The sequence below is a fragment of the Planomonospora alba genome, assembly GCF_039534085.1.
GTDB lineage: Bacteria > Actinomycetota > Actinomycetes > Streptosporangiales > Streptosporangiaceae > Planomonospora_B > Planomonospora_B alba.
Genome location: NZ_BAAAUT010000061.1, coordinates 23,962 through 38,287, shown reverse-complemented (window position 1 = coordinate 38,287; position 14,326 = coordinate 23,962). Strand labels below are relative to the sequence as shown.

The 14,326-nt window shown below is 75.0% G+C and carries 12 protein-coding genes; 5 read left to right on the top strand and 7 right to left on the bottom strand.

Annotation, left to right across the window (positions count from 1 at the left end; genetic code table 11):
* Nucleotides 1-145 precede the first annotated feature (145 nt).
* The 5 genes from ABD823_RS28535 to ABD823_RS28515 all read right to left on the bottom strand — a co-directional run bounded on the left by ABD823_RS28535 (nucleotide 146) and on the right by ABD823_RS28515 (nucleotide 7,335).
* Nucleotides 146-550 (bottom strand): YybH family protein, encoded by a 405-nt coding sequence (locus tag ABD823_RS28535; protein WP_344864949.1) that lies wholly within the window; start codon nucleotides 548-550, stop codon nucleotides 146-148.
* A gap of 362 nt (nucleotides 551-912) precedes the next feature.
* Nucleotides 913-3,510 (bottom strand): rifamycin-inactivating phosphotransferase, encoded by a 2,598-nt coding sequence (rph, locus tag ABD823_RS28530; protein ID WP_344864947.1) that lies wholly within the window; start codon nucleotides 3,508-3,510, stop codon nucleotides 913-915.
* Nucleotides 3,511-4,177: 667 nt separating this feature from the next.
* Nucleotides 4,178-5,164 (bottom strand): acyl-CoA dehydrogenase family protein, encoded by a 987-nt coding sequence (locus ABD823_RS28525; protein WP_344864945.1) that lies wholly within the window; start codon nucleotides 5,162-5,164, stop codon nucleotides 4,178-4,180.
* A 112-nt stretch (nucleotides 5,165-5,276) separates the two neighbouring features.
* Nucleotides 5,277-6,404, bottom strand: coding sequence for an acyl-CoA dehydrogenase family protein (locus tag ABD823_RS28520; RefSeq protein ID WP_344864943.1), 1,128 nt, complete (start codon nucleotides 6,402-6,404; stop codon nucleotides 5,277-5,279).
* Entirely contained in the window at nucleotides 6,394-7,335 is a 942-nt protein-coding gene (locus tag ABD823_RS28515) for an enoyl-CoA hydratase (protein ID WP_344864942.1), read from the bottom strand. The genes ABD823_RS28520 and ABD823_RS28515 overlap by 11 nt, the downstream gene beginning before the upstream one ends.
* An 80-nt stretch (nucleotides 7,336-7,415) precedes the next feature.
* Here ABD823_RS28515 and ABD823_RS28510 point away from each other — a divergent pair, with 80 nt between their 5' ends.
* The 4 genes from ABD823_RS28510 to ABD823_RS28495 all read left to right on the top strand — a co-directional run bounded on the left by ABD823_RS28510 (nucleotide 7,416) and on the right by ABD823_RS28495 (nucleotide 11,869).
* Entirely contained in the window at nucleotides 7,416-8,222 is an 807-nt protein-coding gene (locus ABD823_RS28510; protein ID WP_344864940.1) for an SDR family oxidoreductase, read from the top strand.
* A 46-nt stretch (nucleotides 8,223-8,268) separates the two neighbouring features.
* A complete protein-coding gene (locus tag ABD823_RS28505; RefSeq protein WP_344864938.1) occupies nucleotides 8,269-8,886 on the top strand; it encodes a TetR/AcrR family transcriptional regulator in 618 nt (205 codons plus the stop codon).
* A gap of 11 nt (nucleotides 8,887-8,897) precedes the next feature.
* Nucleotides 8,898-10,061 (top strand): acetyl-CoA C-acetyltransferase, encoded by a 1,164-nt coding sequence (locus tag ABD823_RS28500; RefSeq protein WP_344864936.1) that lies wholly within the window; start codon nucleotides 8,898-8,900, stop codon nucleotides 10,059-10,061.
* Between the two features lie 170 nt (nucleotides 10,062-10,231).
* Complete coding sequence (locus tag ABD823_RS28495; protein WP_344864934.1) at nucleotides 10,232-11,869, top strand: penicillin-binding transpeptidase domain-containing protein; 1,638 nt, start codon at nucleotides 10,232-10,234, stop codon at nucleotides 11,867-11,869.
* A 30-nt stretch (nucleotides 11,870-11,899) separates the two neighbouring features.
* On the opposite strand, the gene ABD823_RS28490 is transcribed toward ABD823_RS28495, so the two are convergent.
* Entirely contained in the window at nucleotides 11,900-12,859 is a 960-nt protein-coding gene (locus ABD823_RS28490; protein WP_344864932.1) for an adenylate/guanylate cyclase domain-containing protein, read from the bottom strand.
* 154 nt (nucleotides 12,860-13,013) lie between these two features.
* Between ABD823_RS28490 and ABD823_RS28485 the strand changes: the two genes are divergently transcribed.
* Nucleotides 13,014-13,610 (top strand): phosphoribosylanthranilate isomerase, encoded by a 597-nt coding sequence (locus ABD823_RS28485; RefSeq protein WP_344864930.1) that lies wholly within the window; start codon nucleotides 13,014-13,016, stop codon nucleotides 13,608-13,610.
* Nucleotides 13,611-13,647: 37 nt separating this feature from the next.
* Here the strand turns inward: ABD823_RS28485 and ABD823_RS28480 are convergent, their stop codons facing one another.
* Nucleotides 13,648-14,262, bottom strand: coding sequence for an FMN reductase (locus ABD823_RS28480; RefSeq protein WP_344864928.1), 615 nt, complete (start codon nucleotides 14,260-14,262; stop codon nucleotides 13,648-13,650).
* Between the last annotated feature and the right edge of the window lie 64 nt (nucleotides 14,263-14,326).

Genomic DNA, 14,326 nt, shown 5'->3' with positions numbered 1-14,326 from the left:
ACGTCGGACTCGCCGGTCTCCAGCCCGTACGCGCGGGAGCCGACCACCACCGACAAGACCAGATGATCCGGGACGAACCGAACGTTCACCGTCTCAGCCTGCCAGAGGGGGCGCGGCTCCCGTACGGGGTCCCGGAACGCGGGGCTCAGCCGGTCCCGAACGGGTTGTTGACGGCGTAGCGCCACACCCCGTCCGGACCCCGCCGGGCGACGTCGGCCGCGCTTCCCTGGAGGTGGACCTCCTCGCCGTCGCCCGCCGTGCCCTGGACGGACCAGTCGACGATGAGCAGGGCGACGTCGCCTGCGACGTAGGCGTGCCGCAGTCGGGCGTCGATCGGAAGGCCGAGCCCGAGGAGGTGCCGGTCGGCGGCGGCCCGTGCCTCGCCCGTGACGGGATGCCCCGGTCCGGGGACGAGCACGCCCGGGTCGTCGTAGAGCCGGTCGAGGTGCTCCGCGTTCCCGGAATTGAACGCTTCGGCGAAGGCCGCGGGGAGCTGGGCGGCGTCTTCGGGGATGATCATGCACGAGGCGCTGTCGTCATGAGTTGTCATGACACACACATCGTACCACATTAATGATCTTTTTGGGCGGGAGCTGCTCCACCGCGCTCTGCCGGCGCCCCTCGGAGGGGGCCGGACGGGCGGGCGGTCGCTCTCGAGCCGGTGAAGGGGGAGTGGGCCGGAATATGACGGATTCGGCACCGGGCCGCGAGGATTCGTCACATGCCGGATCCTGCGGGAGAAGATCGCTCGGGCGGAGACCGACACCAGCTGTCGATCTCCATCGAGCCCGCGGGGAGTCGCCTCGACGAACCGCTGGAAGACGATCCTCCTCGCCCTGTGCGGACCGCCGCCGGCGCGGGGTCCTCCGGCATCGCGCAGACAATCGCGCAGACATCGGTGACCGGCCTCGGTCAAGACAGGATCTCGACGTACCCGTCGGTTCCGTGCACGCGGATCCGCTGCCCGTCCCGGATCAGCCGGGTGGCGTCCACCACGCCGACGACGGCCGGCAGACCGTACTCCCGCGCGATCACCGCCCCGTGGGTCATCAATCCTCCGACCTCCGTCACCAGGCCTGAGACGGCGACGAACAGGGGCGTCCAGCTGGGGTCCGTGTGGGCCGTGACGAGGATGTCGCCGGCTTCGAGATCGGCCCGGGCCATGTCCAGGATGACGCGGGCGCGCCCCTCGACGGTCCCGGCGGAGACCGGCAGGCCGATCAGGGCACCGGCCGGCACGTCGTCGCGCCGGTACGCCCCGGTGACGGCCTCGCCGTCGGAGGTGAGCACCCGGGGCGGCGTGAGCGCGCCGTACGACCGGAACTCCTCCTCCCGCCGCCGGATCAGCTCCTCGTCCACCCGGCCGGTGCGCACGACGTCGTGGAACTCGTGGAACGTCAGGTAGAAGACGTCCTCCTCCTCGGCGAGCACGCCGGCCCGTACGAGGCGCTCGGCCTCTTCCAGCAGGGCCTGCTTGTAGACGGAGTAGCGGCTGACGATGTCGTACTTCGGGTACTCGCGGTAACCGATGAAGGTCCGGACCCGATCGATCATCCGCTCGGTCTCGTCGGCCTTGCGCTCCCCGTCCGGCAGGGCCCGCAGGCGTTCGAGCACCTCCTGCGCCTTCTTCCGCGCCTCCCGCCGTCCTTGCTCGAAGCGCCGCCCGGCGGCGCCCGGCTCGAAGTTCCTGACGTTGTCGAGGATCACGGGAACGAGCGTGGCGGGGCGTTCGCGCCAGCGCGGCCTCGTGATGTCGATCTCGCCGACGCAGCGCACGCCGTACCGGTCGAGGTAGTCCTCGATGGCGCGGCGCGCTTCGGTCCCGCCCGCGAGCTTCGGCAGCTCGTCCAGGAAGCCGTCGTCCTCGACACCCTGCAGGAACGCCACCACCTCCGGATGCGGGCGGATCACGTCGGCGACGTCGAGCAGCGCCAGTCCCATCTCCGACGTGATGTTGCCGGGGGCGGACAGCGTGAGGGTGTCGGCCGCGTTCTTCTCGCCCAGCCATTCCCGCAGCCGGTCGTTGAGCCACCAGGTGGCCTCCATCCCCGCCATGATCGCCTGCATGCTCAACGGATCACCGAGGACCCGCTTGTGCTCCTGGAACGCCTCCAGCAGGAAGTCGAACAGCGCCGGCCCGCTCTTCGTCCGGATGTCGCGCCGCAGGGCGGCGATGGACGCCCGGCTGCGCTCGATCAGCTCGGCGACGATGGCCGGATCGGTCTCGATCGGGGCGGGCGCGCCGCCGGCCGGCGGCCCGCCGGGACCGTCGTCCGGGAGCTCGGGGACGAAGCCGCCGCGTTCGAGGACGGTCTCCAGCGCGTCCCTGGTCAGCGGGTCGGACCTGCCCGCCATCTCCAGGAGGCCGGCGCGGCCCGCGGGCGAGGCCAGGCGCCGGGTGACGTCGACGAACAGCCGCCCGCCGGCCTCGTGCATCGGCGCCATGGCCGTCAGCTGCCACACGGAGACGCCCAGCGGCTTCATGGGGTCGGTCATCATCTGCTGGTGGCCGACGGAGAGGTAGACGCGGTTCTCCCGGTCGGGGGCCGCGGGGACGGGGAACAGCGTGGTGATCGGCCGGCTCTGCACGATCTGGAAGTCATCGCCGACCAGGCACCATTCGATGTCCTGCGGGCGGCCGAAATGCGCTTCGATCCGCCGCCCGAGCCGCACGAGCCGCACGACCTGCGCCCGTGTCAGCGCCGGCTGCTCCTGCCGCTGCGGGTCGACCGCCACTTCCCGCGTCCCGCCGGCCGGCAGGGCGTGGACGGCACGCTGCTTGACGGCGATCGCCTCGGTGACGACCTCGCCGTCGCGCACCTTGAAGACGTCCGGGTTCACCAGGCCGGAGACCAGGGCCTCGCCGAGGCCGAAGCCGGCGTCCACAGTGGCGACCTTCCGGTCGCCCGTGACGGGGTCGGCCGTGAACAGGACGCCGGCCGCATCCGGGAAGACCATCCGCTGCACGACCACGGCCATGTGGACCTTCCGGTGGTCGAAGCCGTTGCGCAGGCGGTAGGCCACGGCCCGCTCGGTGAACAGCGACGCCCAGCACCGGCTGACGTGCCGCAGGACCGCCGCCGGCCCCACGACGTTCAGGTAGGTGTCCTGCTGGCCCGCGAAGGAGGCCGTCGGCATGTCCTCCGCCGTCGCGCTGGATCGCACGGCGTAGGCGGCCTGCTCGCCGAGCCGGGCGAGCCCGCGGGCGATCGCCGCCGCGAGATCACCGGGGACGGCGATGCCTTCGACGGTCCGGCGGATCTCCGCGCTGAGCGTGCGGATCGCCTCCCGGTCGCCCGGGTCCAGGCGTGCCAGCCGATCGAGCGGATCGGCCATCGCCGGCGCTTCCGCCACGACGCGCCGGTAGGCGTCCGTCGTCACGCAGAAGCCGGCCGGCACGCGGATCCCTTCGATCCGCGACAACGCGCCCAGCTGCGCGCCCTTGCCGCCCACGACCGCGACCCGCGTCCGGTCGGCCTCCCTCAGGTCCATCACGTACCGCTCGGTCATGACGACACCTCCACCGTGGTCGTGCTCCGTCGTCCCGCACCGGGCGTCCGCGACCGCACCGCCGGTCCCACCGCCGGTCCGGCGTCACCGCGTCCCCCGTGCATCGACAGCGACACAGACATGCCGCACCCCCCGTTTCCGCAGATCGTGGTCTCGGCTCGTGGTCTCGGCCGACGATTCTGCGGCAAGGCCCCGGTCTTGCCGCAAGCCCCCCGGTGCGCTATACGTTGAAAGTGGCGAGGAGAGATCTCCTCGCCTTCGTCGTCTCTCCTCCACCGGAGCCGGCACGCCTCCCGTGAAGCGGCGGCCGCACCGGCCCGGGCGCGGTCAAGCGGCTCTACCCGGACGCCTCCGGTGACTCGTCAGCGACCGGCTGCCGGGATGAGGCACCCACGGGCGGCCCGACGGCCCACCGTCAAACGGGTCACGCTCTCAGCAGCACGCGTACGAGCAGGACAGCACCTCGGTGCATGTCGTGAACGTGAGCGGGACGATCGGTACGCCACCGGCACGCCGGCGCATGTTCTGCGCCAGCAGGACGAGCCGTTGGCGCTCCTGCAGACCGCACTGGCCGGATGACGGGACCGGAGGCCGGGGCGTTGTCCCGGCGTCGGCCGGTCCGGCTCCTCCAGCCGCTTCTTGGCCCGGAAAGGGAGGCGGCCCCGCGTCAGCCGCCCGCCAGCGCGGCCATCACCCGGGCGCGGTGGCCGGCGGGCGAGCCCCAGGCGGTGTGCAGGGCGCGGACCCGGCGGATCCAGAGGCTGGGGTCGTACTCGTCGGTGTAGCCGATCGCCCCGTGCACCTGCAGTGCGGCCCGGGCCGCCGCGTAGGCCGCCTCCGAGACGGCCGCCTTCGCGGCCGACACGTCCCGGGGGAAGTCCGGCGAGCCGTACGCCAGCGCCGCGCCGTGCACCAGCGGGCGGGCGTACTCCAGGCCCACCAGCACGTCGGCCAGGCGGTGCTTGACCGCCTGGAAGGCGCCGATCGGCCGGCCGAACTGGTGCCGGGCGGCGGCGTACTCCACGGTGACCTCCAGCAGGCGGCGGCCCAGCCCGGACAGCTGGGCGGCGCAGGCCAGCGCGCCCAGATCGTAGGCGGCCTCCGCGGCCGCGCGCACGTGCGGGCCGGAGGCGAGCACGGCGCCCGCGGCGACCGGGGACAGCCGCCGGGACGGGTCCAGCGACGGCCGGGCCTCGCCCGGGACCGCCGCGCGGAGCCGGTCGCCGTCCACGGTCCAGACGGCGTCCGCGACGCCGGCGTCCAGCGCGTACGGCACGGCCGGCGGGAGCGCCAGCGAGACGACGGCCGTGCCCTCGGCGATGCGCGGCAGCCACCCGGCGGGCCCGCCGTCACCCAGCCGGGCGAGCAGTTCGGCGGCGGCGACGGTCTCGGCCAGCGGCCCCGGTACGGCGTGCCGCCCCAGCTCGTGGAAGGCGGTCACCAGCTCCACCGGGAGCGGCCCCGCCCCGCCCGCGGCCTCCGGCACGGCCGGCGCGAAGACGCCGACCTCGCCGAGCGCGCGCCACAGCGCCAGGCCCGGCCCGGCGTCCCCGGCCGCCCAGGCGCGGATCACACCCGGGGTGCCGGCCCCGGTCAGCAGCGTGTGCAGGGTCTCGCCGAACAGCCGCTGCTCGGCGTCGAGGACGAACTTCACCGTCGCCTCCCGGTCCCGTCGTGTCCGCGGCGCCGTACCCGGGCCGTCCCGCCGTGCCCGCCGCGGCGCGCCCGACCGCCGCGGCCGTCACACGCCTGCGCCTCCGCCGCCCTCACCGGCCCTCCCTGGGCAGGCCGAGCACGCGCTCGGCGATGACGTTGCGCTGGATCTCGTTGGTCCCGGCGTAGATGGGACCGGCGAGGGAGAAGACGTAGCCCTCCAGCCACTCGCCGGCCAGCTCCCCGTCCGGGCCCAGCAGGTCGAGCGCGGTCTCGTGCAGCGCCAGGTCCAGCTCCGACCAGAAGACCTTGTTGAGGCTGGACCCGGCGCCGGGGCCGTCGGTGCGGGAGATCGTCTCGAAGCCCTTCAACCGGTAGGCGCGGGCCCTGATCCACGCGTCGGCCACCCGGTCGCGCAGCGCGGTGTCGGCGGGGTCGGCGCGTTCGCGCCAGAGCTCCACCAGCCGGTCGGCGGCGGCCGTGAACCGGCCGGGGCTGCGCAGCGTGAGCCCGCGCTCGTCGCCGGCGGTGCTCATCGCGACCTTCCAGCCCTCGCCCGGCTCGCCGATCACGTCGGCGTCCGGCACGAAGACGTCGTCGAAGAAGAGCTCGGCGAAGGCGGGCCTGCCGTCGATGCGGCCGATCGGCCGCCGGGTGACCCCTTCGGCGTCCAGCGGGAACATCAGGTAGGTCAGGCCCCGGTGCCGCCCGGCGCGCGGGTCGGAGCGGAACGGGCCGAAGCCCCGGTCGGCGAAGGCCGCGCGGGAGCACCACGTCTTCTGCCCGTTGAGCAGCCAGCCGCCGCCGGTGCGGGTCGCGGTGGCGCGCAGCGAGGCCAGGTCGCTGCCCGCGCCCGGCTCCGACCACGCCTGCGCCCAGACCACCTCTCCGGAGGCCATCGGCGGCAGGATCCGCTCCAGCTGCTCCGGGGTGCCGTGCGCGAACAGGGTGGGGGCGAGCAGGTTGATGCCGTTCTGGCCGACCCGGCCGGGCGCCCCGGCCGCGTGGTACTCCTCCTCGAAGACCAGCCACTCCAGCGGGCTCGCGTCCCGCCCGCCGTACCGGGCGGGCCAGGAGACGACCGACAGGCGCGCGGAGTGCAGCTCGCGCTCCCAGGCGCGGTGGGCGGCGAATCCCTCGGCGGTCTCCAGCGAGGGCAGGGGGGCGGCGGGCACGTGGTCGCGGAGCCAGGCGCGCACCTCGGCGCGGAACGGCTCCGCGGACGAGAGGTCAAGATCCATCGGTGGCCGCCTCCGCGTTCGCGGGGCCGGATCCCGCGGCGGCGGCCTCCGCGCCTCCGCCGCCGGTCCCGCCGCCGGTCGCCCGGGCGGCGCCGGACCCGTCGGCGGCGGCCTTCATGCTCCTGGGGTCCATGCCCGCCAGGGCGTCGGCGGAGGTCTCGGCGTTGTGGGCGTGGGCGAGGTGGTGCAGGCCGAAGACCGCGTCCATCCCGGCGTGCATGCCCTGCGCGTCCTCGGCCTGGTTGACGGCCTTCTTGGCGAGCGCCAGGCCGAGCCGGGGCATCGCCGCGATCCGCCCGGCCAGCGCGAGGACCTCGCCCTCCAGCTCCTCGCGGGGCACGAGCCGGTTGACCATGCCCACCTCGTACGCGCGCCGGGCGCTCATGCGGTCGCCGGTGTAGAGGAACTCCCTGGCGATGCGCGGCGGCATCGCCCAGGGGTGGGCGAAGTACTCCACGCCGGGGATGCCCATGCGGACCACCGGGTCGGCGAAGAACGCGTCGTCGGAGGCGACGATCAGGTCGCAGACCCAGGCGAGCATGAGCCCGCCGGCGACGCACGCGCCCTGCACCATCGCGATCATCGGCTTGGGGATCTCCCGCCAGCGGCGGCACATGCCGAGGTAGACCTCGGACTCGCGGGCGAGGCGGCTCTCGGCGCCCTCCTTGCCGACGTGGTCCCACCACAGGGTCGCCTTCCGCTCGAAGGAGACGTGCGCGTCCCGGCCGGGGCTGCCGATGTCGTGCCCGGCGGAGAAGTGCCTGCCCGCCCCGGCCAGCACGACCACCCTGACCCCGTCGTCGGCGGCGGCCCGGTAGAAGGCCTCGTCGAGGGCGTAGGTCATCGCGGAGTTCTGCGCGTTGCGGTACTCCGGGCGGTTCATGGTGACCACCGCCACGGGTCCGCGCCGCTCGTAGCGGACCACGGTCATCGGGGACCCTCTCATTTTTTCTAACAACTGTTTGGTAGGGTAGACCATGTGAAGCCAGACGAGGAGAGGCGGGCGCGGCCGTGACCCCTCCGCAGCCGCCTCCGCCCCCGGCGGGGCCGCCCCACGTCCCCGGCCACGGCCTGCTGCGCGGCCGGGTCGCGGTGGTGACCGCCGCCGCCGGCACCGGCATCGGCGGCGCCTGCGCCCGCCGCCTGCTCCAGGAGGGCGCCCGCGTGGTGGTCAGCGACGCCCACGAGCGGCGGCTCGGCGAGCGCCTGGCCGCCCTGGAGAAGGAGTTCGGGGCCGGCGCGGTGACCGCAGTGCCCTGCGACGTGACCTCCGAGGAGCAGGTCCGGGCCCTGTTCGCCGCCGCCGAGGAGCGCCTCGGCCCGGTGGACGTGCTGGTCAACAACGCCGGGCTGGGCGGCACGGCCAGACTCGTCGAGATGACCGACGAGCAGTGGAGCCGGGTGCTCGACGTGACGCTGACCGGTACCATGCGCTGCACCCGCGCGGCCCTGGCCCGCATGCAGCCCCGCGGCCGCGGCGTCATCGTCAACAACGCCTCGGTGCTCGGCTGGCGGGCCCAGGAGGGCCAGGCCCACTACGCGGCGGCCAAGGCCGGCGTCATGGCGCTGACCCGGTGCGCGGCGGTCGAGGCCGCGCCGTACGGCGTGCGGGTCAACGCGGTGGCGCCCTCGCTGGCCGTGCACGCCAACCTGGCCAAGGTGACCACCGAGGAGCTGCTGGCCGAGCTCACCGCGAAGGAGGCGCTGGGGCGCGCGGCGGAGCCGTGGGAGGTCGCCAACGTTATCGTCTTCCTCGCGAGCGACTACTCCTCCTACATGACCGGGGAGGTCGTCTCCGTCTCCAGCCAGCATCCCTGACCCGTCCCCGCGCGGACGGGCACCCGCCTGAGAGGTCGACTTCCCGATGAGCCCACGACGCCGAGACTCCTCCAGCACCGCCGCCGCCCGGGCGGGCCGCCGGGCCGAGCTGCTGGCCACGGCCGCGGAGGTCTTCGCGTCGCGGGGCTACGCCGCCACCACGGTCCGGGAGGTGGCCGACGCGGCGGGCATGCTCGGCGGCAGCCTCTACTACCACTTCGACTCCAAGGAGGCGATGGTCGACGAGATCCTGTCGACCTTCCTCACCGACATGTGGGCGGCCTACGACCGCGTCACCGGCTCCGGCCTGGGCGCGCGGGAGACCTTCCACGCGCTGATCGCCGAGTCGTTCCGGATGATCGACCGCTACCGCCCCGCGGTCGTCATCTACCAGAACGAGTCCAAGCACCTGGCGGCGAACCCGCGCTTCACCTACCTGGCCGAGTCCATGCGGCGCTTCCGCGAGATGTGGCTGTCGGTGCTGGACCGGGGCGTGCTGGACGGGGAGTTCCGCGCCGACCTCGACACCGGCCTGATCTACCGCTTCATCCGCGACACGGTCTGGGTGGCCGCGAGCTGGTACCGGAGCGACGGCCCGCTGAGCGCCGACGAGATCGCCCGGCAGTACATCGTGATGGTCCTGGAAGGGATCACGGCAGACTGAGAGGAGTCCCGATGGCCTTTCCCCGGGCCGAGGCGTACATCGTCGAGGCGGTGCGCACCCCCGTGGGGCGGCGCGGCGGCGGCCTGTCCGGTGTGCACCCCGCCGACCTGGGCGCGCACGTGCTGACCGCGCTGGTGGAGCGCTCCGGGATCGACCCCGCCGCGGTGGACGACGTGGTCTTCGGCTGCGTGGACACCGTCGGCCCGCAGGCGGGCGACATCGCCCGCACCTGCTGGCTGGCCGCCGGGCTGCCCGAGGAGGTGCCCGGCGTCACCGTCGACCGGCAGTGCGGCTCCTCCCAGCAGGCCGTGCACTTCGCCGCGCAGGCCGTCCTGTCCGGCACCGCCGACCTGGTGGTGGCCGGCGGCGTGCAGAGCATGTCGCAGATCCCCATCGGCTACGCGATGACCGCCGGGCAGGCGCTCGGCTTCGCCACCCCGTTCGCCGGCTCGCGGGGCTGGCGGGCCCGGTACGGCGAGCAGGAGGTCTCCCAGTTCCGCGGGGCCGAGATGATCGCCGAGCGGTGGGGCCTGTCCCGCGAGGAGATGGAGGCCTTCGCCTGCGAGAGCCACCGGCGGGCGGTCCGCGCGCTCGGCGAGGGGCGCTTCACCCGGGAGACCGCGCCGCTGGCGGGCGTCGAGCAGGACGAGGGGCCGCGCCGCGACACCTCGCCGGGGAAGATGGCCGCCCTGCGGCCCCTCGTCGAGGGCGGGCGGCTGACCGCGGCGCTCGCCTCGCAGATCTCCGACGGCGCCGCCGCCCTGCTGGTCGCCTCCGAAGAGGCGGTGCGCGTGCACGGCCTGCGCCCCCGCGCCCGTGTCCACCACCTCTCGGCCCGCGGCGAGGACCCGATCCGGATGCTCTCCGCGCCCATCCCCGCCACGGCGTACGCGCTGAAGAAGGCCGGCATGGCGATCGGCGACGTCGACGCGGTGGAGATCAACGAGGCGTTCGCCCCGGTCGTGCTGGCCTGGCTGAAGGAGACGGGGGCCGACCCGGAGCGGGTCAACCCGAACGGCGGCGCGCTCGCGCTCGGCCACCCGCTCGGCGCCACCGGCGCCCGGCTGATGACCACGCTCCTGCACGAGCTGGAGCGCACCGGCGGCCGGTACGGCCTGCAGACCATGTGCGAGGGCGGCGGCCAGGCCAACGTCACCGTCATCGAGCGCCTGTAGGCGGGGCGCGCCGGACCCTCCCGCCCGGACGCCCCCCCGCCCGCGGCGCGGCGGACGGGCCCCGCGCCCCGGAGCGGGAACCGGCGGGCGAAAAGTGTGGTTCCCGGACACGCGGCGTTTTACGATCTCTTCTCTGACGTACACCGACGGAGAGCGGGGAAATGGGCGCCATGGGCAGCCGGCAGCGGTTCCGCGCGCTGATCGCCGTGGCCTGCGCCATCACCGTCTTCGGCCTGTACGCGCTGGTGACCGGGCCGGACACCGGCAACGCCGCGCCGCCCGCCGGGGCGCGCGCCCCCGGCACCGGGGTCATGGAGGTCTCACCCGTCCCGGACGGCACCGGGCCCGCCCCGGACGGCGCCGGACCCGCGCCCGCGCGCACGCCCGCCCCGGCCCCGGCCCCGCCCGAGGGGCCCGAGCAGGTCGCGGCACGGTACTTCGACGCCTGGCGGGCGGGCGACTATCCCGCCATGGCGCTGCTCGTCGCCGACCCGCCGGCCGACTTCGCCGTCCGCCACCGGAGCTTCGACTCCGACCTGCGGATCACGTCGATCTCCCTGACCCCCGGCGCGCCGTCCCAGCCCGGAGCGGAGGCGGCCGAGATCCCCTTCACCGGGACGCGGGAGGTCCAGGGGATGGGCCCGTGGGACTTCGCCTCGGTCCTGCGCCTGGCGCGGCGGGACGGCGCCTGGAAGGTGCTCTGGTCCCCGGAGACGCTGCACCCCTCGCTCGCCGGCGGCGGGAGCCTGCGGATCGTGGAGGTCCCCGTCCCGCGGCCCGCCGTGCTGACCGCGGAGGGCCGGCCGTTCCCCCGCGACAGCAGGGCGGGCGACTACTTCACCGGCCTGGAGGGCACGGCGGAGGACCTGGAGCTGCGGGAGGAGCCCTCCGGCCGGGTGCTGCTGGCCGCCCGGGCCCCGGAGCGGCCGGGGGCGCGGACCACGATCTCCCGGCCGGTCCAGGCCGCCGCGGCCCGGGCCCTGGACGGCGTCGAGCAGCCCGCCGCGGTGGTGGCCGTGGACGTGCGGACCGGCCAGGTGCGCGCGGTGGCGGACACGCTGGGCGGCAAGCGGGCGTTCACCGGCCTCTACCCGCCCGGCTCGACGTTCAAGACGGTCACCGCCGCCGCGCTGCTGCGCTCCGGCCTGACCCCCGACTCCCCGGTCCCCTGCCCGGCCGCCTACACCCTCCCGAACGGGCGCCACTTCGACAACGACGGCGGCACCGGGCACGGCACCGTGCCGCTGTCCATGGCCTTCGCACTCTCCTGCAACACCACCTTCGCCCAGCAGGCCTACGAGCGGCTGCGCGGCGGCGGGCTGCGCGCCGAGGCCGCCGACCGGTTCGGCTTCCGCGAGAAGCCCGGCGACCTGAGCGCCTGCCGCATCCAGGAGGCCGCCACCGCCGACGACCTCGGCGCCGACGCCATCGGCCAGCACTCGGTGCTGGCCAGCCCGCTGTGCATGGCCGAGGTCGCCGCCGCGGTCGCGAGCGGCACCTGGCGGCCCGCGATCAAGACCGAGCAGCCGCCCGCCGGCGCGTCCGCCCCGGTCCCGCTCGACGAGGGCGTGGCCGCCGCGCTGCGGGCGATGATGAGCGCCGTGGTCGTCCGGGGCACGGCCGCCCGGGCGGGCCTGCCGCCGGACACCGCGGGCAAGACCGGCACCGCCGAGGTGCAGGGCGCCCGGTCCCACGCGTGGTTCATCGGCTACCGGGGCGAGCTGGCCTTCGCGGTGTTCGTCCAGCACGGCGGGAGCGGCGCGGCCACGGCCGCACCCATCGCCGCCCGCTTCCTCAGGGCCCTGTGAGCCGGGACCCGGCCCCGCCCGGCGGCGGAGTCAGCGGGGCACGGGGCGTGCCCTGGCGACGACGTACGGCACCAGCTCGCCGAGGCCCCGCACGGTGAGGCGGTCCACCGGCCGGAGCGTGAACGCCGGATCGTCGTACAGCTCCTCCGCCATCGCGGGACCGGCGAGCACCGTGTCGGCGGCGGCGAGCGAGGTGAGCCGGCTGGCCAGGTTGACCGGGGTGCCGAACACGTCGCCCATCCGGCCGATCACCTGGCCGATCGCCAGCCCCACCCGCAGCGGCGGCATGCCCTTGGCCCGGGCGTGGACCTCCACGAGCTGCAGGGCGATCCCGGCCGCCGCCGCCGCGGTGTCGGCGACGAACAGCACCGAGTCGCCGAGCGTCTTGACCACCCGGCCCTCCGAGGAGGTGACGACGTCGGCCGAGCGGCTCTCGAACCGCTCGACGAGGCGGGCCAGCTCCGTCTCGGAGATCTGGCGGCTCAGCCGGGTGAACCCGACCAGGTCGGCGAAGCCCACGGCCAGCCGTACGGTGGCCGCCTCCTGGTCCACGACGCGCCCCGCGGCGGCGGCCAGCTGCCGCCGCCAGGCGTAGACCAGCAGCCGCTCCAGGTCCGGCACCACCCGGTCCGCCCGCCTGCGCCAGGCGGCGGGCCGCTCCCCGAGGGGGACCCCGGCCTGGTCGAGGACCTCGGCGCCGAGCACGGCCTGCGACTCCGCCAGCCGGGCGGTGGCCCTGCCCAGCGAGCGGGTCACCAGCAGCGCGTGCTCCTCGTCGTAGGTCCCGTCCCGCACCAGGCCGACCAGCGTCCGCAGCGCCTCGACGTCGGCGTCGGTGAACTCCACCGCGTCATCGGCGACGTTGGCGAAGCCGAAGGCGCGCCAGAAGCGCCGGGCACGGTACATGGGTATGCCGGCCAGCGCGGCCACCTGGCGGCTCGTGTAGCGGCGGTGCTGTCGGAGGAACGCCCCCGCCAGATCGTCCGTCACCGGATCCTCGACGTCGTCAGCTCTGATCTCCTGGCCCATGTGAGGGGAATCGCAACATACATCCTGCGGGCCGCCGTGTGCCAGGCCGGGCCGTCCGCCCAGGCCGGCCCGGTGGCGCGGGGACCGGGGCGGCGGTTCCCGGTAATGTGACAGGGTGTACGTGAAGATCTGCGGGCTGCGCGAGCCCGAGCATGTGGCGGCCGCCGTGGACGCGGGGGCGGACGCGGTCGGTTTCGTCCTCACCCGGAGCCCCCGGCGGATCACCCCCGAGCGGGCGCGCGAGCTGGCCGCCGCGGTGCCCCCGCAGGTGCTGACCGTGGCGGTGTTCGCCGGGGAGGCCCCCGAGCGGGTGCGGGAGGCCGCGCTGGCGGCCGGGGTCCGCGCGGTCCAGCTGCACGGCGACCACCCGCACGGCGACTTCCTCGCGCTGCGGGACCTCGGCCTCACGCTGGTCCGCGCCGGGGCGGCGGGCGCCGACCTGCGCTGCGGCGCTTACGACGAGGACCTGCTGATCGTCGACGCGCCCCGGCCCGGCTCGGGGGAGCCGTGGGACTGGGCGGCGGTGCGCGGGCGCCCGCAGGGCCGCTGGATGCTGGCCGGGGGCCTCGCCCCGTCGAACGTGGCCGAGGCGATCACCGCGGCCCGGCCCTGGGGCGTCGACGTGTCGAGCGGGGTGGAGACCGCGCCCGGCGTGAAGGACGCCGGGCTCATCAAGGACTTCGTGGCCGCAGCGCGCGGCGCCGCCGGCTGACCCGGGCCGTCCGGGACCGTCCGGCGGTCGCCCGGGGTCAGGGCCGGAGCGCGGAGAGCTGCTGCTCGAACGGGACCACGTTCTCGAACGGGTCGGCGACCGCCCCCGCGGAGCCGTACCGGCCCAGCACGAGGGCGGCCAGCTCCTCCGCCGCGCGCTCGATCCGGCCGGTGAGGCCGTCGCCGGAGCCCCAGTCCTCGGTGGCGGCGTAGACGCCGGTGGGCGCCACGACCGCGCGCAGGTAGGCGAACATCGGGCGCAGCGCGTGCTCCAGCGCGAGCGAGTGCCGCGGCGTGCCGCCGGTGGCCGCGATGAGCACGGGCTTGCCGGCCAGCGCGGTGTTGTCGATCACGTCGAAGAACGACTTGAACAGCCCGCTGTAGGAGGCGGTGAAGATCGGCGTGACGGCGATGAGGCCGTCCGCCCCCGTCACCGCCTCGACCGCCTCGCGCAGCGCGGTGCCGGGGAAGCCGGCCACCAGGTTGTTGGCGATGTCGACGGCCAGGCCGCGCAGGTCGACCACGCGCACCTCGGTCTCCCGCTCCTCGGCGAGGCGGGCGCGGGTCGCCTCGGCCAGGCGGTCGGCCAGCAGCCGCGTCGAGGAGGGTTCGCGGAGACCGGCCGAGACGGCGACGAGCTTCAGGGGTTCCATCGGTTCTCTCCACCTTGTTGAATGTTCAACTTTTGAGCACCGCGGAGGCCGGAGGTATTCCCGC